Consider the following 22,330-nt stretch of genomic DNA (forward strand, 5'->3'; position numbering starts at 1 on the left):
AATGGCGTATTTGAACGCGCTAAAGAACTCTTCATAGAATGGCACGGCAAGCGCTCTGAGCCATTTCATGAAGTGACCCGAGGATAGGCAATGAACACCACCAGAAGAGATTTTCTCTCGATATGCGCTGCGGCAGGCATGGCGAGCACGCTCTCTCGGCCGGCGTTAGCCGACGAAGCGCCCAAGAAGGGAGGCAACGTGCGCATGGCTGTGCAGAACGGCTCCGTGTCCGACACGCTCGATCCCGCCAAAGGCGCGCACTCCGGCGACTGGACCAAGCAGTTCTGTCTGTTCAATGCGCTGATGGAGTTCAACGACTCGCTCACGCCCACGCCCGCACTGGCCGAGAAGGTCGAGAGCACCGACGGCTTGACGTGGCACATCGCGGTCAAAAAGGGCGTGCATTTTCACGACGGCGCCGAACTGACGGCGGAGGATGTCGTGTATTCGCTGGCACGTCACAAGGACCCGGCCACGACATCCAAGGCATTTGCGATTGCCAGCGGCTTCAAGGAGGTCAAGGCGGTCGGCAAGTACGAGGTGTCGCTTGTCATCGACAAGCCGAACTTCGATCTGCCCTCGGTATTGGGCAGCAGTTACTTCCTGATCGTCCGCAACGGCGCGAAGGATTTTTCGAAGCCGGTCGGCACCGGTCCGTTCGTCATCGACAATTTCACGCCCGGCAGCAAGTTTTCCGCCAAGCGCAATCCGAATTACTGGAAGCCCGGCCTGCCCTATCTCGATACCGTCGAAGTAATCGGCGTGCCGGACAACGCCGCGCGCGTGAATGCCGTGCTCGCAGGCGATATCGACATCTGCTCGCTGGTCGATCATCGCTATGCGGCACAGGTCAAAGGCAATCAGAACGTTCAACTCGTGCTGAACAAGCTCGGCATCTACACCGACCTGATACTCCGACAAGACAACCCGATCTCGGGCAACGCGGACTTCGTTTCCGCGGTGCGCTATCTTCAGGATCGCAAGCGCATGGTCGATGACGTTATGCAAAGCTATGGCGTGATCGCTAACGATCATCCCGTCGCGCCGTGGGACCCGTACTATCTCGAAGGCCTGCCGCAACGCGCATTCGACCTCGACCGGGCCAAGTTCCATTTGAAGAAAAGCGGCGTGGCGGGCCAGTCCATCGAGATATTCTGTCAGCCTGGCATTGCATCGTCGGTGGAAGGCGCGCAGTTTCTGCAAAGCTTCGGTGCGCAGGCGGGCTTCAATTTCGTCGTCAAGCAGGTGCCGACCGATGGCTACTGGTCGAACTACTGGACCAAGCGGCCAATTACCTACGGGTCCATTTCGAACCGGCCGAATGTCGGCATGATTTTCGATCTGTTCTACACATCGACGTCGCCCACCAACGAGGCGCGCTGGAAAGACCCCAAGCTCGATCAGCTGCTCGACTCGGCGCGCGCGGAAGGCGACTTCAAGAAGCGCAAGGCCATATACGGCGATATGCAAACGCTCGTACACGACAATTCCGGCACGGTCATTCCGGTGTTCGACGTGATTCTCGACGGCGTGTCGAAAAAGGTGCGCGGCTACAAATCGAACCCATCGGGGATGAACATGGGGTATCGGTTCGCGGAAGCCGTCTGGCGTGCCTGAACTCGGCCGACGATAACAAAGCCCGCGTTTGCGGGCTTTTTTTAGGCCTTCATACGCAGCGCCGTCTCTTCGAGCCAGTTTGCCCGCATCTCCGGCACCGATCCGATCAGTGTCTCCGTATAAGGATGACGCGGCTGATTGAGCAGCGCGCTGCGGTCGCATGCATCGACTTTCTGGCCTTTGAACAGCACCGCGATATCGTCGCAGGTAGTGCGCACCGTGGACAGGTCGTGGCTGATGAACAGATACGACATATCCAGTTCGTGCCGCAACTCCACCAGCAGATCGAGGATCGCCGCACCGACCACGGTATCGAGCGCCGACGTCACTTCGTCGCAGATGATCAATTCCGGCTCGGCCGCAAGCGCGCGCGCCAGATTGATGCGCTGCTTCTGACCGCCCGACAATTCGCCGGGCCGCCGCCTGGCGATCGAAGCGGGCAGCTTCACCAGATCGAGCAGACGCGCAACGCGTGCGGGTATCTCGCTGGCCGCGCATCGGTCGAACAGCTTCAAGGGCCGCGCCAGAATATCGCCTACTTCGCGGGATGGATTCAACACCTTGTCCGCGTTCTGAAACACGAGCTGAATGCGTCGATACAACTCGCGATCGCGCTTCGCATGATCGCCCGCCAGCGGCACGCCCATGAAATGAATCTCGCCCTTCGCAGGCGCGAGCAGTCCCGCGATCACATGCGCGAGCGTGGACTTGCCCGATCCCGACTCGCCGATCACGCCGAGCGTGGTTCCACGTCGCAAGACCAGATTCACACCATCGAGCACACGCACGGCGGGCATGCCGGCGCGGTCGCGTTCGCCATAACCGGCTGTGAGGTCGGTGATCTCCAGCAGCGGCGGCTGCATGCACGCCTGCTCCGCATCGCGATCGGTCAGGCGCGAAACGGGTTGCGCCGCAGCGATCAAACTACGCGTATAAGGATGCACCGGCGCGTTGATGATCTGCTCGAGCGCGCCTTGCTCCTGCATCGCGCCGTTGCGCAAAACGAGCACGCGATCGGCAATCTGCGCGACCACGGCGAGATCGTGCGATACATACACCGCGCTGATCTGAAATTCTTCGATGGCTCGCTTGAACGCGCGCAGCACTTCGATTTGCGTCGTCACGTCGAGCGCGGTGGTTGGTTCGTCGAACACGACGACTTCGGGATCGGACATCAGCGCCATGGCCGCCATCAACCGCTGCAACTGCCCGCCGGACACCTGATGCGGATATCGCTCGCCGATGGTCTCAGGCGTCGGCAACGCGAGCGCGCGAAACAGCTTCACCGCCTTCGCGCGCGCGGCCTTGCGGTTCATGAGACGCCGCACGCACACGCCTTCGATCACCTGATCCATGATGCGCAAAGCCGGATTGAACGATGCCGATGCACTCTGCGCGACATAAGCCACACGGGGTCCGCGCAGCTCGCGCAGTTGGGCAGGCGAAGCGGCGAGGACGTCGGTGCCGCCCACACTCACGCGTCCCGCTGCAATGCGGCAACCGGCGCGCGCATAACCGAGCAGCGTCAAGGCGATGGTGGTCTTGCCCGAACCGGATTCGCCGATCAGCGCGAGCACTTCGCCACGCGCGATCGAAAAGCTCACGTCCTTGACGATGGCCGTGTCGACGCCGTCGTCACCGCGTACGACGACATCGAGATTCGAAACTTCCACGAGCGTTCGATTCATGGCTCACCTCGACGCGCGCGCGTGGCCACGCATCGCAAGACTGTCGATCAGCAGATTCACGCCGATGGTCAGCGTCGCGATGGCGAGCGCGGGCATGATGACCGCCGCCGCGCCCGACGACAATCCCGACAGATTTTCGCGCACGAGCGATCCCCAGTCCGCGTACGGCGGCTGCACGCCGAGGCCCAGAAAGCTCAAGCCGCTCAGCATCAGCACGTTATAGACGAAGCGCAAGCCGAAGTCGGCCATCATCGGATGAATCATGTTCGGCAGGATTTCGCGGCAGGCAATATGCAAGGTGCTCTCGCCGTTGAGCCGCGCGACGGTGACATACTCCATCGCGTTGAGTCCGACCGCCTGCGAATGCGCGATACGGAACGCGCCCGGCATATAGATCGCGCCCGCAGTCAGCACGAGCACGTTGAGATCGGAACCGAAGATGGCGATCACTAGTAACGCCAGAATCTTGCTCGGCGTGACCAGCAACGCATCCACGACGCGGCAGACGATTTCATCGAACCACTTGCCGATCACCGTCGATATCAACGCGAGCAAGGTGCCGCTCACGCTCGCGATCAGGGTCGCGGCAAGCGCGAGTCCGATCGAATAGCGTGCGCCATAAAGAATGCGGCTCAACAGATCGCGGCCCAGAAAGTCCGTGCCCAGCGGATACGCGAGGCTGCTCGATGCGAACACCTTGCCGCCGCTCATGTCCATCATGCCGTATGGCGCGATCAGCGAACCGAAGATCGCGATCAGGACCCACAGGATCGACACGCAAAACCCGATGCGCCCGAGTATCGGCAGCGACATGAAAAAGCGCCTCAACGTGCGCGGAGAAGAAAGAACGTGGTTCATGATTCAGCGCAGCCTGGGGTTGAAGACGATCGTCACGACATCGGCGATCAGGAGCAACAGCAGATAACACGTACTGAAGAACAGCACGCAAAACTGCACGATAGGCAGGTCGCGATTGCTCACCGCATCGACGAGCGTGCTGGCGAGACCCGGATAGGAAAAGATGGCCTCGACGATGATCACGCCGCCGAGCAGATACGACAGGCTCAACGCCATTGCATTGATGATCGGGCCGACCGCATTGGGCAGCGCATGGCGCAACACCGTGCGCGCCGGATGCAGTCCCTTGAGCACGGTCATTTCCGCGTAAGGCGCATCGAGCTGATTGATGAGCGCCGCGCGCGTCATCCGCGCCATCTGCGCCACCACCACGCAGCACAGCACGAGCACCGGCAAGCTGTACGATTTGAGGAATGCGCCGAAGCTCGAGGTATCCGCATTCACCGATACCGCCGACACCCAATGCAGCTTCACGGCGAACACGAGCACGGCAAGCGTCGCGAGCAGAAACTCCGGCACCGCGACGACCGACATCGTCAGTACGCCGATCAGGCGATCGAGCAGCGTACCGCGCACCATCGCCGCGACGATGCCGAGCACGAGCGCGATCGGCACCGATGCCGCCGTGGCCGCGCCCGCGAGCATCAGCGTGTTGGGGATGCGCGCCATCACGATGCTCTTCACCGGCACGTTGGCCGCATACGACGTGCCGAAGTTGCCGCTCGACAAGCCGCCGAGCCAGGTCACGAATCGCACGATGAGCGGTTCGTCGAGGCCAAGTTGCTTGCGCAATATCGCGACGGTTTCCGGCGTCGCATACTGGCCGAGCGCCATTTGCGCCGCATCGCCCGGCAACAGGCTCGCCATGAAAAAGACCAGCGCGGCGACCATCAACAAGGTCAGCGCGCCGATGGCGACGCGCCGTCCCACCATGCGTATGACGAGGTGATTCATCACGACACCGCATCCTTGAAGCGGAAATACGCGCCCACCAGCGGCAGGAACCACTCGCGTCCCGCGTAGCCCGGCAACGCTTTCCATTGCGCACGATGCCACGGATTCTCGCGCTTTGCGCCCATCACGATATCGGACATCACGTCGCCCATGTAGGTGGACATTTGCGTGCCGTGTCCGCTGTAGGCCATCGAGTAATACAGCCCTTCGTGCTTGCCCGCCGATGGCAAACGATCTGCCGTCGCTTCCACGAGTCCGCCCCAGCAGTAGTCGATGCGCACCTCCTTCAGGCTCGGCAACAGCGCATCGAGCGATGCCTTCAAAATCTTGCCGCTCTTTCTGTCCGATTCCGGATTGCTCCGCGCAAAGCGCGCACGTCCACCCCACACGAGTCGATCGTCCGCCGTCACGCGAAAGTAATTGCCGAAGTTGAGGCTCGTCACATAGTTGCGGCGCTGGGGCAACGCGATATCGAGCAGCGGCGTGATCGGTTCGGTGACGATCACGAAACTGCCGACCGGCACGATGCGCCTTTGCCACCAGCCGAACGGTCCGTGGTTCGAACAGCCCGTCGCGAGCAGTACGCGATCCGCTTCGATGACGCCTTTGGCCGTCGTGACACGATGACGATCTCCGCCGATATTCGTCAGTTGCGTCACCGCCGCTTGTTCGAAGATGCGCGCGCCGCGGCGCGCTGCCGCCATCGCGAGTCCGGTGCCGAACTTCCCCATGTGCATCTGGCCACCGCGTGTGTCGAGCATGCCGCCGTGAAATGCATCGGATGCGAGTTCATGCTTCACCTCTGACGCCGACAACCATTCCACCGGTGCGTCGAGATGCTTGCGCAGCGCTTCGTAATTGCGCGTCATGCCCGCTACGTGCGACGCCTTGCTCGCGAGCTTGAGCTTGCCGCGCCGCGTGAAATCGCAGTCCAGTCGCTCCTGTTCCACGAGCCGTTCGACGTAATCGACCGCATCGGTATAGACCTGATAGTGATGCTTCGCGACATCGAGTCCATAACGGTCGATCAGATCCGCAAGCCCTTGCGCCGTGCCCGGACTGCAATGTCCGCCGTTGCGTCCCGAAGCTTCGCCATGAATGCACCCCGCTTCCAGCAGCACCACGTCCACATCCTTGCGCGCCAGCGAGAGCGCCGCCGATAGCCCCGTGAAGCCGCCACCGACTACGACCACGTCTGCACGCGCGGGCAGCGACCCCGTCGCGCCCAGCGTGAACATCGGGGCCGAAGCGAGCCAGTACGGTTCGAGTCTCATAGCCCGACGACCGCCGCGAGTCCGCCGATATCCTTGATCTCCGTGTAGCCGTAATAGGGATTCGCCGGCTCGTGTCCGCGTGCGACGAACACCTTGTTCCTGATACCCATATCGTGCGCGGTCATCAGGTCGTAGCGCAAACTCGACGACACATGCAGGATATCTTCCGGACCGCAGCCGAGCTGATCGAGCATGTATTCGAAGGCTTTCATCTGCGGCTTGTAGGCCTGCGCCTGTTCCGCCGTGTAGACCGCATGAAAGGGCACGCCGAGCCGTTCGATGTTGTGCGGAATCTGCACGTTCGATGCATTCGTCAACGCGACCAGCGGGAATTCCTTCGCGACTTTCGCAAGCCCAGCGGTGGTGTCGGGATGCGGGCCCCAGGTCGGCACCTGATCGTAGATCGCCCGGCCATCGCCTTCACGGTACATCACGCCTAAGCGCTTGCAGGTGCGGCGAATCGCGTTGTCCACGACCTGCTCGTAGGGCTTCCATGCGCCGAGCACTTCATCGAGCCGATAAGCGGCGAAGGCGTCGGTGAACGCGCGCATGTGTTCCGCCTGCACGCGGTCTTCGTATAGCGCGCGCGCCGCGTTCGCCATCTCGAAGTAGATGAGCGTGCCGTAGCAATCGAAGGTGATGAACTTGGGCTTGAACAGCGACATGGCGTCTCCTCGAACATGTGTGTTTGTATGCGTGTGTGCGTGAATGGGAGGAATCAGAAGTCGATCAACACGGCCTTGTAGCGGAAGTTCGCTTCGAAAGCCTGACGGCCGAGATCCTTGCCGATGCCCGAGCCTTTGAAGCCGCCCGTCGGCATCATGAAATCCCAGGTACGTCCGAAGCGGTTGACCCAGACCGTGCCCGCCTGAATGCGGCGCATCGCGCGCAAGGCACGGCCGATATCGCGCGTATGCACGCCAGCGGCAAGACCATAGGTCGGATGATCGGCGAGCGCGAGCGCCTCTTCTTCATCGTCGAAAGTCTGCACTGTCAGCACCGGGCCGAAAATCTCTTCGCGTACCGCACGCGATGCACTCGTGACGTTCGCAAGCAAGGTCGGGCGATAGAAAAAGCCCTTGCCCGCCGTATCGAAACACTCGCCGCCGCACAGCACGCTCGCGCCTTCGTCGATGCTGTCGCGCATGGCCTGGTGAATCCGTGTGGCCTGTAGCGCGTTGATGATCGGCGGAAAGCGCGTGGACGCCATCCATGTCGGCCCGGGCTCGAACGTGGCGATGCGGGCGATCACAGCGTCGACCACACGCTCCGCGATGCCGCGCTGCACGATCAGCCGCGTGCCCGAGACGCACGCCTGCCCCGCATTCGAGGTGAAGCCGCGCACGATGCGCTGCGCCACTTCGTCGATATCGCCGGCATCGTCGAACACGACTTGCGGACTCTTGCCGCCGAGTTCGAGCGTGACGGGCTTGGTGCCGAATTGCGCCGCTTCGCTCATGATGCTCGCGCCCGTGCGCGTCGAACCGGTAAACGACACTTTGCCGATCAACGGATGCCGCACCAGCGCCGCACCAGCTCCTTGTCCGCGTCCCTGCACGATGTTGAAGATACCTGCGGGCAAGCCCGCTTCCACCGCGAGTTGCGCGAAACGCACGATCGAATGGGGCGTGAGTTCGGATGGCTTGAGCACCATTGCATTGCCCGCCGCGAGCACGGGGGCGCATTTCCACGATGCCATCGTCAATGGAAAATTCCACGGCGCAATCGCGGCGACCACGCCGTATGGTTCGGGCAGCACCATGCCCAGACTGTCGTGACGCGTCGGGATGGTGTCGCCGCCGAACTTGTCCGCGCACTCCGCAAAGAAGCGGATGCACTCGGCCGTGAACGGGATGTCGAACGCGCGCGCTTCGCCGATCGGGCGCGTCGAACCGACTGCTTCGAGACGCGCGAGTTCGTCGGCGTGCGCGTCGATCAGATCGGCCCAGCGCAGCAGCACCCGCGCACGTTCGCGCGGCGCACACGTGCCCCACTTGCTCGCGCGCCAGTTGCGATGCGCGTTCTCCACCGCTTCGTCGACGACGCTGTCCGACGCATCCGGGATAACACCCATGAGCCACGCATCGGACGGCCGGATCACTTCGATATCGCTCGCACCGGCGACGATGCGCCCGTCGATGAAATGGCCGCTCGGCAAGGCTATCTGGTCTGGGTCGAAGTCCGGCATGGCAGCTCGTCGAATGACGCTTGCGCGCACCGGAGAAGGCGAATTCACGGGCGTCGAAGCGAAAATGGATCAGGTTCCGGCGAGTTTAAGAAGGCCATTTTTCTTTGACAAATGCGCATATAATCGTGGGCCATACCATTTTGATATACCCCTTCTCCGATGCTCAATTTCCGCGAAGTGCAAGCCTTCCGCGCAGTGATGCTATCGGGTTCGATGACGCAGGCGGCCAAGGACCTGCACACCTCTCAATCGAACATCAGCCGCGTCATCGGGCAACTTGAACGGCGCATCGGCATCAAGCTGTTCGAGCGGCAGATCGGCAAACTCATGCCCACGCTCGAGGGCCAGGTGTTCTTTCGCGATGTCGAACATACCTTCGCGAGCCTGCGTGGTCTCGAAGAAAAAGCGGACCTCATTCGCAAGCGCGGCAGCGGCAGACTGCGCGTGGCGGCCGTGCCGTCGATGGCGATCGTCGCCGTGCCGGACGCCATCCATCTGTTCGCGCAAAAGTTTCCGGATGTCGATGTCACGCTGCATGTCGCGGATTCGTTGACGGTCTGCCAATGGCTCGCCACCGGCTATGCGGATGTCGGCATCGCATCGGAAATATTCAACGGCACGAGCGTGGCGCATGAAGTGGCATGCAAGAGTCTGGGCGTCTGCATCACGCCGATGGATCACAGGCTCGCGCGCAAACGCGACGCCGTCACGCCGAAAGACCTGGCGGGCGAGCGATTTCTGTCGCTCAAGTCGAGCGACGTGATGCGCAAGCGCATCGACGACGCCTGTCAGACCGGCGGAGAAGAAAAGCGCATTCTCGCGTACGAGTCGCACTTCGCGGCGGCCATCTGCCGGATGGTCTCGCGCGGCATGGGCGTGAGCGTGTCGAATCCGGTGGTCGCGCGCGAGTACGCCGGACAGATCGCCATACTGCCGTTCGCGCCGCGCATCGAGTTTTCGACATTCCTCGTCTATCCGCTCAATGTTCCGATGAATATGCTCGCAAAGGCTTTCGGCGAAGCTTTTCGCGAGAGCACGCAATAAGCGCAGCGCGAGCGCGTCATATCAAATCGGCATCGCCGTCACATAAATGCGTATTTGACGGCTTATATCGTCGCCCCTAGCCTTGGCTTGCCTTGGGCTTGCGACGAACATCATGTCAGTTTCGGCCGTGCAACACCGCGACACTCACGAAGGATTCGCCGGTCTCGTCGACTGGCTGATCGCGCATCGCATCGACGCCATTCCCGCCGATGCCATCCACGCCGGCAAGCAATGCATGCTCGACGGCATGGCGTGTTTCAAGGCGAGGCTGCATACCGTGCAGATGGAGTCGTTCGCTCGCGTGCTAGCCACGCATTCGAACGGACACGCGAGCCTGTTCGATACCGTCCAACTCTACGCGCACGCCGCCAACATTCTCGACTTCGACGACTGCTTTCGCGGCGAAGCGCCATCGCATCCGGGCGCGACGATCGTCGGCCCCGCGCTGGCTTGCGCGCATCGTCTGCAGCGCGGCGGCATGGACTTGTTGCATGCGGTCATCGTCGCGTACGAAGCATCTTTGCGCATCGGCGCGATGCTGTGTCCGAGCGACGATGCACCGTCCAAGGATATCGGCTATGCGTCGTGGCGAATCTTCGGTGCGTATATCGCGGCGGGCATGCTGCTCGGACTGACTCGCGAACAATGGATGCAGGGCTTCGGTCTCGCCGCACAGCAAGCGCCGATGCCGATGATCTTGCGCGCCAATCCCGGCGGCGGCTATACGTGGCTCAAGAACGGCTACGGCGCGGCGGCGTCGGCGGGTGTCATGTCGGCGTATCTCGCGAAGGAAGGCTTTATCGGCGACCAGCATTTCTTCTCCGACACGTTCGGCTTTCGCCATACCTACGGCTCCGACCGCATCCGCCCCGCGCTATTGCGCAGCATGCCGGGCGACGACTGGTGGATCCGCCGCGTCGAATTCAAGCCATGGGCGTGTTGCCGCTGGTCGCATCCGGCCATCGAAGCGGTGCTCGAGATGAAGCCCTCGCTCGACGTGAACGCCATCGCGCACATCGACATTCACTCGTTCCGCAAATTCGTCGATACGCTGGACTCGCCCTTCCCCACCAACCTCGTCGATGCGCAATTCAACGTGCGCTTTCTCGTCGCGAGCGCATGGCTGGCGGACGACATCAACGCCGCGCTGCGCGAGCCTGATTTCGAATCGACCGCGATCCGCGCGCTGTTCGGGAAGATCGACGTGCATCACGAAGCGGACTTCGATCTCCAGCATCGCGCCGATTTGTCGATACCGACGCGCGTCGTCGTCACCTTGAACGACGGCACGAAGCGCTGCACGCTGCTGACCGAACCGCCCGGCTCGATCCGCCGCGACGCGGTGCGCATGGAACACACCGAGACCAAGTTCCGCGCGACGCTCATGCCGCTGTTGGGCACGCAAGCGACAAGCAAAGCGTTCGATATCGTGATGCATCCCGAGGCACACGGCGCGTCCGATCTGATGGACGCGCTCTGCCTCGCGCCGTGAGCGTCAGCCGTGCCCGCGTCCTCTGCTGATTCGCGACGCGGCGTTCATGACCGCGTTCGCCCATTCCGCGATGCGGCCTTCCTCGAAGCGCGATTCCGGCATCGAGATGCACACGCTCGCGACGACGATGCCGCTGGCATCGAACACCGGTGCGCCGATCGCATAGATCGCGTGACGATACTGCCCGAGGTTCATCGAATAGCCGCGCCCGCGGATGCGTTCGAGTTCCTCGCGGATCAACTGCGGATCGTTGATCGTTCGGTCTCCGTATTTTTTAAGATCGCGATTGAGGATGGTCGCGATCTGACTCTCGTTCAGAAACGCGAGCAGCGCGAGGCCGTTGGCCGTGGCGTGAAACGGCGAAACATCGCCGATCTTGTACGCCGTGCGCACGAACTGCTTGCATTCGATTTCCTCGACCAGAACCATCGCGTTGGTGCTATCCGGAATGGACAGGTGCACCGTCTCGTTCACCGCGTTGCACAAGTCCTGCATCGGCTCGCGGGCGGCTTTTTGCAGCGCGCCGCCCTTCAGCGCATTGGGCCGCACGCTGATCACGCGCGGACTGATTTCCCAGCGCGTGATTTCACCGCTCGCCTGCCGCAGCCAGCCCGCTTCCTGAAACGTCATGAGCACGCGCTGCACGCTGGATTTCGGCATATCCAGCAACTTGGCGAGTTCGCCAACGCCAACCGGCTGATGCTCTGACACGGCCTCGATGATTTCGATGCTTTTGAGAAGACTGTTCATTTTTGAATGCCTTGCGATGGGCAATATCGCATGCTACCTTGTACCACGATATTAAACGCTGTGCCGTATTATGGCACGCTCCCATATGAGCCGCAATACGTATCGCACGCGCCAGGGGAATTTCGATGAATCAACCGCACGGGAAGACGATGAAGACGATTGCCGTTCGTAGCGCTGCCCTCATGCTGGGTTCTCTGTTCGCCGCACACACGGCGCTCGCCGCCGATCTCACCGTGACCGCATTCGGCGGGACGTGGGAGAAGGCGTATCGCAAGTGCTTCGTCGAACCGTTCGAGAAGAAAACCGGCAAGAGCGTGGACGTGACGCTCGGCAATCCGCTCCAATGGGTCAATCAGGTCGCGGCCAGTCCCGCGAAGCCGCCCATCGACGTGATGGTGAGCACGCCCGAGGCGACGCATATCGCTGTGAGCCGCAATGTGCTCGACCCGATCTCGGCCAAGGATGTGCCGAACATGGCGCAGCTCGATCCGCGTCTGGTCGCCTACGGCAAGGGCTACGGCTTCCCCATCACCTACGGCGATTTCGGCCTGATGTACAACGCCAAGCGCGTGAAGAACCCGCCGAAGACATGGAAGGAATTCGTCGATGGCGTGGTCGCCGGCAAATGGCAGGCGGGCATTCCCGATATCAACTACGTGGCGACGCCGGCCGGTCTCATCACGTTGTTCAATCAGCTCTACGGCGGCTCGCCGACGAATATTCAGCCCGCGCTCGATCAGGTCAAGCGCATGCGCGACAGCAAGAATGCCACCTTTTTCAGCGATCCCAATGCGCCGCTCAACGCGATGCGCAACGGCGACATCGACATCGCGATGTACTACGACGGCCGCGCCTGGGCCGAACACGACAGCGGCAATCCGGATATCGCGTGGGTCAATCCGGGGCCGGGATCGGTCGCGTTTCCGAACATGGCCGTGAAAGTGAAGAACGGTTCGCCGCTCGGCACGCAATTCCTCAACGAACTCGCATCGGCGGACGGCCAGAGTTGCTTCGCCAACACGATGCAGTACACCGCGTCGAACACCAAGGTCGACTACGAGCCGAAGGTCAAGCCGCGTATCGCCACGGTCGACGGTTCGATCTGGGTCAACTTCGAGGACATCGGCAAGTACGTGCCGCAATGGATCGAAGCATGGAACAAGCAGATCGGGCGTTGAACGACGCAAGGCTCGACGATCGGCAAGGAATGATGCAGCGCTTCAGGCGGGCGGTTCGCGCCTGCTCAACCAGACAGGGACATGGCAATGGGCTTGAGAATCGGAGTGGATATCGGCGGCTCGTTCGCCGACTTCGCGGTGCTAGACGACGAGACGCGGACGACCCGCACGCTCAAGGTGTTTTCGCGGCCCGATAGTCCGGGCAGCGAAGTCATCGACGGCATGCAGGGACTCAGCGAGCGCTTTGGCATCGACCCGCACGAGGTGACGTATTTCACCCACGGCACGACCGTCGGCGTGAATGCCGTGGTGCAGCGCAAGGGCCTGCGTCTCGCGCTCATCACCACGCGCAACTTCGAGGACGTGCTCGATATCGCGCGCCTGAAGATTCCCGACATGTATCACCTGATGTCGCGGCGGCCCGAGCCGCTCATCACGCGCGACCGCGTGTTCGGTGTCGATGGCCGCATGCGTCCCGACGGCAGCGAGGAAACCCCCATCGACGAAGCCAGCGTGCTCGCCGCGCTCGACGCGCTCAAGGCTGCGCAATGCGACGGTGTGGTGGTCTCGCTGCTGCATTGCTATCGCAATCCGGCGCATGAATTGCAAGTGAAGGCGATCATCGAACAGGCCGCGCCAGGCTTTTTCGTGTCGTGTTCGCATGAAGTGTGGCCGATCATCCGCGAATACGAGCGTACCGTGACGGCGACCATCGGCGGCTACGTGCAGCCGCGCGTGTCGCAATATCTGACGCGCTTGCAGGCGGCGCTCGCGGAAAGCGGCGTAGGCGTCGACCTTAAGGTCACCAAGTCGAACGGCGGCGTGATGAGCGCCGAAAACGGCAAGAGCAACTGCGTGCAGATGATTCTCTCCGGCACGGCGGCGGGCGTGATCGGCGCGTCGTATCTCGCGGGCATGTGCGGCATCAAGGACTGCATGAGCCTCGATATCGGCGGCACCACGGCCGACGTCGCGCTGATCGTCGACGGCAAGCCGCAATACGCGACCGGCGAGTACATCGGCGATTTCCAGATTCATATTCCATCGGTATCGGTGTCGTCGATCGGCGACGGCGGCGGCTCGATTGCGTGGGTCGATGATTTTGGCGTGTTAAAGATAGGACCGGAGAGCGCGGGATCGAATCCCGGACCGGTCTGCTACGGACGCGGCGGCACGCGCCCGACCATCACCGACGCGTTCGCCGTGATCGGCGTGCTGGGCCGCGCCGCGCTCGGCTACAACGCGGTGCAAGTCGATGTCGATGCCAGCCGCCGCGCCATCGAGCCGCTCGCGGAGCGCCTCGGGATGGACGTGCATCAGACAGCGGCGGCGATCATCGACGTGTCGGTGTCGGGCATGTACGGCGGCGTGAGCCGCATCGTGTCGCGTTTCGGTATCGATCCGCGCGCGTTCTGGCTGATGCCGTTCGGCGGCGCGGGTCCGATGCTCGGCGGCTTTCTCGCGCGGGCGTTGAACATGCGCCATATCGTGGTGCCGACCACGCCGGGCGTGCTGAGCGCGCTGGGCGGTCTGATCGCGGACACGAAGAACGATTTCGTACGGACGACGTACTATCCGCTCGATGCCGACTCGCTCGGCAAGCTCGCCGACGATCTCGCGATGCTGGAATCGCAGGCGCGCGACTGGATGATCGGCGAGACGGGCACGGATGCGGGTGCGGAAATGACCGTGTCCGCTGATATGCGCTATCGCGGGCAATCGTTCGAGGTGGACACGCCTCTCGATGCGCAAACAATCCGCACGCGCGACATGTCCGCCATCGCCGCTGCGTTTCATCGCGAGCATCATCGCCTGTACGGTCATAGCGACGAGCGTTCGGCGGTTCAGGTGGTGGCGCTGCGTCTGGTGATCAGCCTGCCGACGCCCAAGCCCGAAATGCCGAAGGTCGCGCACGGCGAAGGCAAGCCCGCAGTGGAAGCCATGATCGACGTGTATCTCGACGGCGCGTGGCGCACGGTGCCGATGTATCGACGCACCTCGCTGCTGGCGGAACATCGCTTCGACGGTCCTGCCATCGTCACGCAGGACGATACGACCACCTGCGTGCTGCCCGGCTTCGAATGTGTCGTCGACGAATACGGCAACCTGCTGCTGTCCGCGCAGTGAGATCACTCAAGGAACCTATCATGACGACGTTCAACCGGTCCGTTCTGCAGATTTTCTCGAACTACTGCGTGGCGGCCGCCGAGAGCATGGCGCATACGCTCATGCGCACCGCGCATTCCGCTTTCGTGAAAGAAACGGAAGACTTCTCCTGCACCATCATGACGCCCGACGGCCTCACCTTCGCGTCGCCCAAAACGCTCGGTGCGACGTGGTATCCGGGCCTCGACTTCGGTTCGGTGATCAAGGCCATCGACCATTACGAGCCCGGCGATATCGGCATGACCAACGACGCGTACAGCGGCTACGTCGCCACCCACACGCCCGACGTGATGATGTGGAAGCCGGTGTTCTACGAAGGCGAGATCGTCTGCTACGTGGGCGGCCATATTCACAACACGGACATGGGCGGCGCGGTGCCCGCGTCGCTCTCGCGCACGCTCACGGAGATCTATCAGGAAGGCATTCGCTGGTCGCCGACCAAGATCGTCAGCGCGGGCGTGCTCGACGAGAAGCTGCTTGATCACATGGCGATCAACGTGCGCGCGCCGGAACAGAATCGCGGCGACCTCAAGGCGCAGATCGCCATGCTGATGACCGGCGAACGGCGCGTGCTGGAGATCATCGAACGCTTCGGCGTGGAAGACTTCAAGGCGGGAATGGTCGCGATGATCGACTATTCCGAAGAACAGGCCTGCGCGCTGGTTGCCGCCATGCCCGATGGCGAATATTTCTTTAGCGAGTTCGCCGACGAAGACTCGCCCAACGGCAAGCCCCTGCGCGTCGCGCTCAACCTCAAGGTGCAAGGCGAATCGCTCGTGCTCGATTTCACTGGCAGCGATCCGCAACTCAATTCGTCGCTCAACATGCCGACCGGCGGCAAGGAGCGCCATGTGCTCGCGCTGGTCGGGTTGAACTACGTGCTGTATTCGCTGCATCCCGACCTGCTGTTGAACGCGGGCATGTTGAAGGTTGCACGCTGCATCCTGCCCGAAGGCACGATCATGAATTGCGTGCCACCTGCAGCCGTGGGCATGCGCAGTCTGACCTGCAAGGTCGCGCAGATGGTCACCTTCGGCGCGTTTTCGATGGTGTGTCCCGACCGCTTGCCCGCGTGTCCGGCGGGCGGCATGTCGATCCTCAACGTGCGCACCGTGGGCAGCGACGGCAGCACCGTCATCGCGGCGATCGGACCGGTCGGCGGCGGCGCGGGCGGCATGGCGAGCGGCGACGGCTCGGATGCATCGGGCGCGAACAACGCGTTCCTGCGCAATACGCCAGTCGAAATCAACGAAGCCGAAGTGCCGATCCGCATCCTCAAATACGGCCTCGTGCCGGGCAGCGCGGGCGCGGGACGCTATCGCGGCGGTCTGGGCACGATCATGGAGTTTCGCGTGTTCTCGCCGGGCACACTCGTCACGGCGCGCAATCGCGACCGTTCGCGCTTCGCATCGTGGGGCGTGCTCGGCGGCAAGGCGGGCGCGAATTCGCGCTTCACGCGCAATCCCGGCACGGCGGGAGAAGAAAATCTCGGCGTCTCCGATCTCGTCGTCTGTGGTCCTAACGATGTGATCCGGCTCGAAGGATGCGGTGGTGGCGGCTACGGCGATCCCTACCTACGCGATCCACAAAAAGTGGCCACCGACGTGCAACGCGGCTATCTGACCGAAGCCGAAGCGCTCGCACAATACGGCGTGGTGGTTCGTTCAGGCGTGGCCGACGCGCAGGCGACCGAAGCACAGCGCGCCGAACTCGCCGCCGACGCGCCCCGCACGCCGTCCGCGCACTTCAACTACGGCGGGGCACGCGCGGCCTACGAAGCACGCTGGACGCCTGCGCGCTATGCCGTGCTGACCGAGATTCTCGCCTCCGCGCCTGTCATCTGGCGTCACTTCCTAAAGCACAAGATCTTCGACGCGTTCGATGCCTGGGAAGCCGCAGGCAAGCTCACGGAAGGCGCGGGCGTAGTGCGCGATATCTTCGCGGATGTCTCGAAGCAATATCCGCAATTGCTGGAGAGTAAGCGCGCCGCCGCTTAGCTCGCAAAAGTAGTCGCCGATGGGAGGAGCCGCGCGCCGCCGCGTCTCCTTCGGAACGAACCGTCTCACTCATGTTCATGAAGGTGCATGCGATGTTCCAGTCCGCTCATCCCGTCTCCGACGCCACGCTCGATGCTCGCGCGCCCGCCGCTTCGTCGCGTTCGCAGCCGCTCTCGCTCGACGGCCTCAGCAAGCGCTTCGGCGCCATCACCGCGCTGGACGACCTGTCGCTCGAAGTGCGCGCGGGCGAACTCGTCGCGCTGCTCGGACCTTCGGGTTGCGGCAAGACGACCACCTTGCGCCTGATCGCCGGCTTCGAGTTTCCCGATGCGGGCGCGATCCGCATCGCGGGCCGCGACGTCACACATATACCGCCGAACCAGCGCGGCCTCGGCATGGTGTTCCAGAACTACAGCCTGTTCCCGCATCTGACGGTGGCCGACAACATCGCCTTCGGTCTGCGCATGGCAGGCGTGCCCAAACGCGAACGTGCGCCGCATGTGGCGCGCATGCTCGACCTGATTCGCCTGCCCGGTTTCGGCGAACGGCGGATCGCGCAGATGTCGGGCGGACAACAGCAACGTGTGGCGCTGGCGCGCGCCATCGTGACGAATCCGTCGGTGTTGCTGCTCGACGAACCGCTCGGCGCACTCGATAAGAACCTTCGAGAAGGCATGCAGTTCGAGTTGAAGCAGTTGCAGAGCGAGCTCGGCGTGACGAGCGTGATGGTCACGCACGATCAGGAGGAAGCGCTGACCATGAGCGATCGCGTCGTCGTGATGAATCACGGGCGCATCCTTCAGGCAGGCACGCCGCGCGACGTATACGACCGCCCGCGCACGCGCTTCGTTGCGGAATTTCTCGGCGCGGCGAATATCGTGACATTCACGGTCCTGCGCGGCGAACAGAACTGGCTCGATATTTCGATCGGCGATGCACGGCGCGCGCCGCCGGTCACGTGCCGCATCGGTCACGCATTGAGCAAGCCGCTCGCTGCGGGCGCGACGGCCGAGCTCGCCGTGCGCCCCGAAAAGCTGCGCCTCGATGCCGCCCGCTCTGACGATATCCGCTTCGACGGGCAAGTGTCCGCGCGCGTGTTTCGCGGTTCGCAGCATGCATATCGAATCGACGTGCCGATGCTCGGGCAGACCTTCGGCGTGTACCAACAGGCGGCATCGTCGAACGGTCTGGAGCCGGGCGAGAACGTGACACTTTCGATCAGCCCCGACGATCTCGTCGTGCTCGAAGGAGAACCGCAATGAGTTCGCTCGCCCTGCCCTCCGCGCGGCCACGCGTGTGGATTTCGCCAACCGTGGTCCTGTGCGCGCCTGTGCTGATCGTGCTGGTGATGTTCTTCGGCATGCCGCTCTACGAGAACGCGCTGCGTAGTGTGGGCATCTCGGCGATTCCCGGCACGCACTCCGCTTTTACGCTTCAGTACTATCACAAATTATTCAGCGATCCGTACTATATCGGCATCATCGTGGAAACGCTCAAAATGAGCGTGTGGACCACGTTCTGGTGTCTGATCGTCGGCTATCCGGTGGCGTATTTCATGGTGCGCCGCGCGGGACGGCTTGCCGGGCCGCTGATGTTCGTGCTCATCATGCCGCTGCTCACTTCGATCATCATGCGCACGTTCGGCTGGAACGTGCTGCTCGGACGGCATGGCCTCGTCAACGACGCGCTGCTCGCGCTCGGCTTTACCGACCGGCCTTTGCGCATGACGCAGGGCGACGCCATCGTCTATGTCGGCAACGTGCACGTGATGGTGTCGTTCATGGTGCTGTCGATCATTCCAGTGCTGCGTTCGGTGGATCGACGCCTGGAAGAATCGGCGCGCGTGCTGGGCGCGGGCGCGCTGCGGGCCTTCATCCTTGTGACGTTGCCGCTATCGGTGGAGGGCATCATCACGGGCTGCCTGATCGTGTTCATGATCATCAACGGCAGTTTCATCGTCGCGCTGCTGCTGGGCGGCGGCAGCGTTGTCACGCTGCCGCTGTTGATCTTTCAGCAGTTCAGTCAGGCGCAGGATATGGGCTTCGCCAGCGCGATGGGTAATCTGTTGCTGATCATCGTGCTGGTCTGCCTGTATGTGCAAGGGCGTTTGACCGGCCGCAACAAGGAGACACGCTGATGAGCACGCTGCTCGATGCGCCGTCAAGCGGCTCGCGTTTGCCCGAGAGACTCGGCAAGGGACTGCTGATCGTTTATATCGCGCTATTCGTGGTGTTTTTGCTCGCGCCGATCGTGATCGTGGTGCTCGCGTCGTTCACGCCGGGCGAATCGGTTGCGGTATCGCTCGATGGCGTGTCGCTGCGCTGGTATCGGCGCTTCCTCGAATACAAGCCGTTTACCGATTCGCTGGTCACGAGTCTGCTGCTTGCGGGTGCATCGACAGTGCTCGCGATTCTGCTCGCCGTGCCCGCCGCGCTCGGACTTGCGCGCTCGCATTCGCGCACGGCCCACGCGGTCACGTCGTTCCTGCTGTCACCTATCGCGGTGCCGCCGCTGGTAGTCGGGCTGTCGTCGCTGTATTACCTGTCGGAACTGGGCATCGGCAATTCGTTTCTGGCGCTGCTGATCACGCATACGTGCATGTCCGTGCCGTACGTGTTGCGCACGACGATCGCCGCATGCAGAAGCCTCAATCCCGGCTACGGCGAAGCGGCGTCCGTGCTCGGCGCGAGCATCGCACAGCGCTTCGTGCATGTCACGCTGCCGCTCATTTCACCGGGGATTTTCGCGGGTGCGTTATTTTCCGTGCTGATCTCGCTCGACAATCTCGGTGTGTCGTACTTTTTCGGCAGCGCGAATACGACGACCTTGCCCGTCGTCATGCTGTCGTATTTGCAGAATCAGTTCGATCCGTCGATTGCCGCGATCAGCACCGTGCAGATGACTATCGCCATCGTGTTTCTGCTGGCGGTCGAACGGATCTACGGCCTGCGTTCGATGAACGGTTGATCACGCCGCATTCCACTGCGGCACCCACGCGACCTCGTTGGTACATCCATCGGGCGAGGCGAGCGCGGCGATGCGTTGCTTCTCGTCGTGATGCAACGCGAAGTCGAACACTTCGATGTTCTCGCCGATGCGCTGTCCATCGCCCCACTTGGGCAAAGCCGCGACGCCCGGTTGCTGAACGAGCCAGCGCAGCAGGATGTGCGTGTTGGTCTTGCCACGACGGCGCGCGATAGCGACAATCATCGGATCGTCGATGAGCCGCCCGCTGCCGAGCTGCACATGCGCGACGAAGCTCAAATTAACAGGGAGCAACGCGTGAACTCACCTTTTCGAAGGTCATGGTCTTGTCGCGTGTGCGTCAGTTCACGCGGTAGTCATTCCAACGGAAGGTAACGCCGTGTTCGTCAAGCGCGACCAGACGCTCATTAGAGCCCGCGACGCGGTGGGTGTAACGCGACAGGTAGGCGATCACCGCTTTGGGTCCCGCAAATGGGCGTTTGGCATACACGACTCACTCGGGTGCGTGCAATGGCGCAAGCCACCTGGCAAAGGCTGCGACATCGTTGAGCCCGACGTATTCGCCGAAGAAACGCAATTGCCTTCGGAGATAGATCATTTCAAGAGTTCTTCGAGGAAGCGCCAGCGAAACCGGCGCGAGAGTACGCGCAACCGCAGCACCAAGTATGTCCATCTGAGGAAATCGCACATCCACGACGTAAGCGGTGACTGTCATATTTGCTCATTCAATGGTTACCCGAGGAGAGAGCGCTACGCAGTTCCTCCGACGGTTTGCACATTGACACCGCCATTGAGCGGCGCGAGCGTCAGCAACTGTACCTGTACGCCATCGTTTTCGAGCTTGCGGGCAAAGAAGTGGGCTTGCACAGGGTCATGCGTCGTTACGAGCGTTTGAAATCCGTGCTCGACGATATAGTCTCGAAGCACATTGAATACTGCTGAGGCATGAACTAGGTCGTGATGTTGAGTAGGATCGTCCAGCAACAAGGCCTTCCAAGGCGACCACTGATGAACCTGTGCCATCGACAATAGGAATGACAGCTGTAGATCCGTTTTCTGAGCCTCGCTTGCTATCTTGAAGGCGGGAGCGTCCCGCTGTCCAACCGGTACATTCACATGGGCATAAGGCTTGTTCCGCCGGAAGGCCTGTCCGCCGAGCTAGATCAGATTCGGCAGGGTATCGCTCGGTTGCTTGGGCGTGTCTCGGTCTCTGACCGTGGTCTCGTGGAGTGCCGCACTTTGGCGATGCAATTGCGTCGCTTCGTCCTTCAGCCGCTCAGACTTAGAAACGGCCTCTCGACATTCACGCTCATGCTCTGCAAGACAACGCAGCGCTGGATCGATCACCTCCAACTGGACCGCCACGCGCCGTCTTAACTCGATTACTCCATGCTTGACCCCAGAAACAGGAGAATCGCCCAGTTCGGCAAGAAGATCGGCGGCGATGGCGGCAACCGCAGCTCGAATACTGTCACTCGATTGTTGCAGGGTTTGAAGGCGTTCCTTCGCTTCCGCAGCACGGCGGACTGCTTGCTCGTACGCAGCTTCTTTTTCAGCAAGGGCTCGTTGATTATCAACAGTGGACCTGGCGAAACTCAAAACGCGCTCATCGCATGCTCGAATTCGATCAACATCTGCACCCCAATCCGACAACGCCCGCGTGGCCTGTTCAAGCTCCCCTACCTCAGCTTGCCAACGGGCCCGTGCGGTGGTCCATTGCGTATGTGCGGCCTCAGAATCTTCCGCAAGTTTCAGTGCCTCGTAAGCAGATGCTCGCGCCACGATACACTGCGCGAACACTTGGCGTTCACCAGCGAGCGCTTCGTTCTAGGTCAGAAGACTACGTATCAGCCGATCTTTCTCTTCGACCTTACGTAGCTCATCCCTGATGCGTTGCAGGGCGAAATCCGCTTCAATGTGCAATGCAGCGGCTGCTCTAGAACCGGCTGCTGCTACGTCACGCTTCTGCTGGATTCGCTCGTGAACTTTCTGTCGCTGTTCTTTTACCGCGAGCAATCGAATCGCGTTACCTGCAGCTAACGCGTACTCATTGCAGACGTATGCCTGCAAGACATCTGTGGCTGGAACTGGCGATGCTTCTTGGGAGGCATTCTGATTAAGTGCGCCTGTTTATAATGC

Annotated in this window: 19 protein-coding genes and 1 pseudogene; 9 read left to right on the forward strand and 11 right to left on the reverse strand. The window is 61.9% G+C overall.

Annotated elements, in window-relative coordinates; all coding sequences use genetic code 11:
* Window positions 1–90 precede the first annotated feature (90 nt).
* Window positions 91–1,617 (forward strand): ABC transporter substrate-binding protein, encoded by a 1,527-nt coding sequence (locus NCT03_RS30010; protein ID WP_250495018.1) that lies wholly within the window; start codon window positions 91–93, stop codon window positions 1,615–1,617.
* Window positions 1,618–1,658: 41 nt separating this feature from the next.
* Here the strand turns inward: NCT03_RS30010 and NCT03_RS30015 are convergent, their stop codons facing one another.
* Genes NCT03_RS30015 through NCT03_RS30040 form a run of 6 tightly spaced genes read right to left on the reverse strand, consistent with a single transcriptional unit; the run spans window position 1,659 to window position 8,579 of the window.
* Window positions 1,659–3,305 (reverse strand): ABC transporter ATP-binding protein, encoded by a 1,647-nt coding sequence (locus NCT03_RS30015; protein WP_250495019.1) that lies wholly within the window; start codon window positions 3,303–3,305, stop codon window positions 1,659–1,661.
* A gap of 3 nt (window positions 3,306–3,308) precedes the next feature.
* A complete protein-coding gene (locus tag NCT03_RS30020) occupies window positions 3,309–4,118 on the reverse strand; it encodes an ABC transporter permease (protein WP_250495021.1) in 810 nt (269 codons plus the stop codon).
* 48 nt (window positions 4,119–4,166) lie between these two features.
* On the reverse strand, window positions 4,167–5,117 hold the full coding sequence (locus tag NCT03_RS30025) for an ABC transporter permease (RefSeq protein ID WP_250495022.1): 951 nt from the start codon (window positions 5,115–5,117) through the stop codon (window positions 4,167–4,169).
* Window positions 5,117–6,391 carry an NAD(P)/FAD-dependent oxidoreductase gene (locus NCT03_RS30030; protein ID WP_250495023.1) on the reverse strand — a complete coding sequence of 425 codons (1,275 nt, stop codon included), beginning with the start codon at window positions 6,389–6,391 and terminating at the stop codon, window positions 5,117–5,119. The genes NCT03_RS30025 and NCT03_RS30030 overlap by 1 nt, the downstream gene beginning before the upstream one ends.
* Window positions 6,388–7,056 (reverse strand): haloacid dehalogenase type II, encoded by a 669-nt coding sequence (locus NCT03_RS30035; protein ID WP_250495025.1) that lies wholly within the window; start codon window positions 7,054–7,056, stop codon window positions 6,388–6,390. The genes NCT03_RS30030 and NCT03_RS30035 overlap by 4 nt, the downstream gene beginning before the upstream one ends.
* A gap of 53 nt (window positions 7,057–7,109) precedes the next feature.
* Complete coding sequence (locus NCT03_RS30040; RefSeq protein ID WP_250495027.1) at window positions 7,110–8,579, reverse strand: aldehyde dehydrogenase family protein; 1,470 nt, start codon at window positions 8,577–8,579, stop codon at window positions 7,110–7,112.
* A 159-nt stretch (window positions 8,580–8,738) separates the two neighbouring features.
* Here NCT03_RS30040 and NCT03_RS30045 point away from each other — a divergent pair, with 159 nt between their 5' ends.
* On the forward strand, window positions 8,739–9,623 hold the full coding sequence (locus NCT03_RS30045; RefSeq protein ID WP_250495028.1) for a LysR substrate-binding domain-containing protein: 885 nt from the start codon (window positions 8,739–8,741) through the stop codon (window positions 9,621–9,623).
* A 112-nt stretch (window positions 9,624–9,735) separates the two neighbouring features.
* Entirely contained in the window at window positions 9,736–11,115 is a 1,380-nt protein-coding gene (locus NCT03_RS30050; RefSeq protein ID WP_250495030.1) for an MmgE/PrpD family protein, read from the forward strand.
* 3 nt (window positions 11,116–11,118) lie between these two features.
* Here the strand turns inward: NCT03_RS30050 and NCT03_RS30055 are convergent, their stop codons facing one another.
* Window positions 11,119–11,865, reverse strand: coding sequence for an IclR family transcriptional regulator (locus NCT03_RS30055; RefSeq protein WP_250495031.1), 747 nt, complete (start codon window positions 11,863–11,865; stop codon window positions 11,119–11,121).
* A gap of 125 nt (window positions 11,866–11,990) precedes the next feature.
* Here NCT03_RS30055 and NCT03_RS30060 point away from each other — a divergent pair, with 125 nt between their 5' ends.
* The 6 genes from NCT03_RS30060 (at window position 11,991) to NCT03_RS30085 (ending at window position 20,173) form a co-directional block, all read left to right on the forward strand.
* Window positions 11,991–13,043, forward strand: a complete 1,053-nt coding sequence (locus NCT03_RS30060; RefSeq protein WP_250495032.1) for an extracellular solute-binding protein — start codon at window positions 11,991–11,993, stop codon at window positions 13,041–13,043.
* 87 nt (window positions 13,044–13,130) lie between these two features.
* Window positions 13,131–15,170 (forward strand): hydantoinase/oxoprolinase family protein, encoded by a 2,040-nt coding sequence (locus tag NCT03_RS30065; RefSeq protein ID WP_250495034.1) that lies wholly within the window; start codon window positions 13,131–13,133, stop codon window positions 15,168–15,170.
* Window positions 15,171–15,190: 20 nt separating this feature from the next.
* A complete protein-coding gene (locus NCT03_RS30070; protein ID WP_250495036.1) occupies window positions 15,191–17,206 on the forward strand; it encodes a hydantoinase B/oxoprolinase family protein in 2,016 nt (671 codons plus the stop codon).
* 71 nt (window positions 17,207–17,277) lie between these two features.
* Complete coding sequence (locus NCT03_RS30075; RefSeq protein WP_250495037.1) at window positions 17,278–18,468, forward strand: ABC transporter ATP-binding protein; 1,191 nt, start codon at window positions 17,278–17,280, stop codon at window positions 18,466–18,468.
* Window positions 18,465–19,343 carry an ABC transporter permease gene (locus NCT03_RS30080; RefSeq protein ID WP_250495038.1) on the forward strand — a complete coding sequence of 293 codons (879 nt, stop codon included), beginning with the start codon at window positions 18,465–18,467 and terminating at the stop codon, window positions 19,341–19,343. Before NCT03_RS30075 ends, NCT03_RS30080 begins: the two co-directional genes overlap by 4 nt.
* Entirely contained in the window at window positions 19,343–20,173 is an 831-nt protein-coding gene (locus NCT03_RS30085; RefSeq protein WP_250495039.1) for an ABC transporter permease, read from the forward strand. The genes NCT03_RS30080 and NCT03_RS30085 overlap by 1 nt, the downstream gene beginning before the upstream one ends.
* Here the strand turns inward: NCT03_RS30085 and NCT03_RS30090 are convergent, their stop codons facing one another.
* From NCT03_RS30090 to NCT03_RS30110, 4 genes and pseudogenes are all read right to left on the reverse strand, one after another.
* A complete protein-coding gene (locus NCT03_RS30090) occupies window positions 20,174–20,485 on the reverse strand; it encodes an aldo-keto reductase family protein (protein ID WP_250495041.1) in 312 nt (103 codons plus the stop codon). It abuts the gene before it with no gap.
* Between the two features lie 55 nt (window positions 20,486–20,540).
* Window positions 20,541–20,848, reverse strand: a pseudogene (locus NCT03_RS34420) (transposase); the annotation flags it as partial.
* Window positions 20,849–20,941: 93 nt separating this feature from the next.
* A complete protein-coding gene (locus NCT03_RS30105; RefSeq protein WP_250495043.1) occupies window positions 20,942–21,175 on the reverse strand; it encodes an ATP-binding cassette domain-containing protein in 234 nt (77 codons plus the stop codon).
* 174 nt (window positions 21,176–21,349) lie between these two features.
* Complete coding sequence (locus tag NCT03_RS30110) at window positions 21,350–21,973, reverse strand: hypothetical protein (RefSeq protein WP_250495044.1); 624 nt, start codon at window positions 21,971–21,973, stop codon at window positions 21,350–21,352.
* Window positions 21,974–22,330: the final 357 nt, after the last annotated feature.

This window comes from Caballeronia sp. GAWG1-1 (assembly GCF_023631465.1).
GTDB lineage: Bacteria > Pseudomonadota > Gammaproteobacteria > Burkholderiales > Burkholderiaceae > Caballeronia.

What these genes read in the sequence shown, in the direction of transcription:
- NCT03_RS30010 (WP_250495018.1), top strand. Translation starts at nt 91, where the DNA reads ATGAACACCACCAGAAGAGATTTTCTCTCGATATGCGCTGCGGCAGGC.
- NCT03_RS30015 (WP_250495019.1), bottom strand. Translation starts at nt 3,305, where the DNA reads ATGAATCGAACGCTCGTGGAAGTTTCGAATCTCGATGTCGTCGTACGC.
- NCT03_RS30020 (WP_250495021.1), bottom strand. Translation starts at nt 4,118, where the DNA reads ATGTCGCTGCCGATACTCGGGCGCATCGGGTTTTGCGTGTCGATCCTG.
- NCT03_RS30025 (WP_250495022.1), bottom strand. Translation starts at nt 5,117, where the DNA reads ATGAATCACCTCGTCATACGCATGGTGGGACGGCGCGTCGCCATCGGC.
- NCT03_RS30030 (WP_250495023.1), bottom strand. Translation starts at nt 6,391, where the DNA reads ATGAGACTCGAACCGTACTGGCTCGCTTCGGCCCCGATGTTCACGCTG.
- NCT03_RS30035 (WP_250495025.1), bottom strand. Translation starts at nt 7,056, where the DNA reads ATGTCGCTGTTCAAGCCCAAGTTCATCACCTTCGATTGCTACGGCACG.
- NCT03_RS30040 (WP_250495027.1), bottom strand. Translation starts at nt 8,579, where the DNA reads ATGCCGGACTTCGACCCAGACCAGATAGCCTTGCCGAGCGGCCATTTC.
- NCT03_RS30045 (WP_250495028.1), top strand. Translation starts at nt 8,739, where the DNA reads ATGCTCAATTTCCGCGAAGTGCAAGCCTTCCGCGCAGTGATGCTATCG.
- NCT03_RS30050 (WP_250495030.1), top strand. Translation starts at nt 9,736, where the DNA reads ATGTCAGTTTCGGCCGTGCAACACCGCGACACTCACGAAGGATTCGCC.
- NCT03_RS30055 (WP_250495031.1), bottom strand. Translation starts at nt 11,865, where the DNA reads ATGAACAGTCTTCTCAAAAGCATCGAAATCATCGAGGCCGTGTCAGAG.
- NCT03_RS30060 (WP_250495032.1), top strand. Translation starts at nt 11,991, where the DNA reads ATGAATCAACCGCACGGGAAGACGATGAAGACGATTGCCGTTCGTAGC.
- NCT03_RS30065 (WP_250495034.1), top strand. Translation starts at nt 13,131, where the DNA reads ATGGGCTTGAGAATCGGAGTGGATATCGGCGGCTCGTTCGCCGACTTC.
- NCT03_RS30070 (WP_250495036.1), top strand. Translation starts at nt 15,191, where the DNA reads ATGACGACGTTCAACCGGTCCGTTCTGCAGATTTTCTCGAACTACTGC.
- NCT03_RS30075 (WP_250495037.1), top strand. Translation starts at nt 17,278, where the DNA reads ATGTTCATGAAGGTGCATGCGATGTTCCAGTCCGCTCATCCCGTCTCC.
- NCT03_RS30080 (WP_250495038.1), top strand. Translation starts at nt 18,465, where the DNA reads ATGAGTTCGCTCGCCCTGCCCTCCGCGCGGCCACGCGTGTGGATTTCG.
- NCT03_RS30085 (WP_250495039.1), top strand. Translation starts at nt 19,343, where the DNA reads ATGAGCACGCTGCTCGATGCGCCGTCAAGCGGCTCGCGTTTGCCCGAG.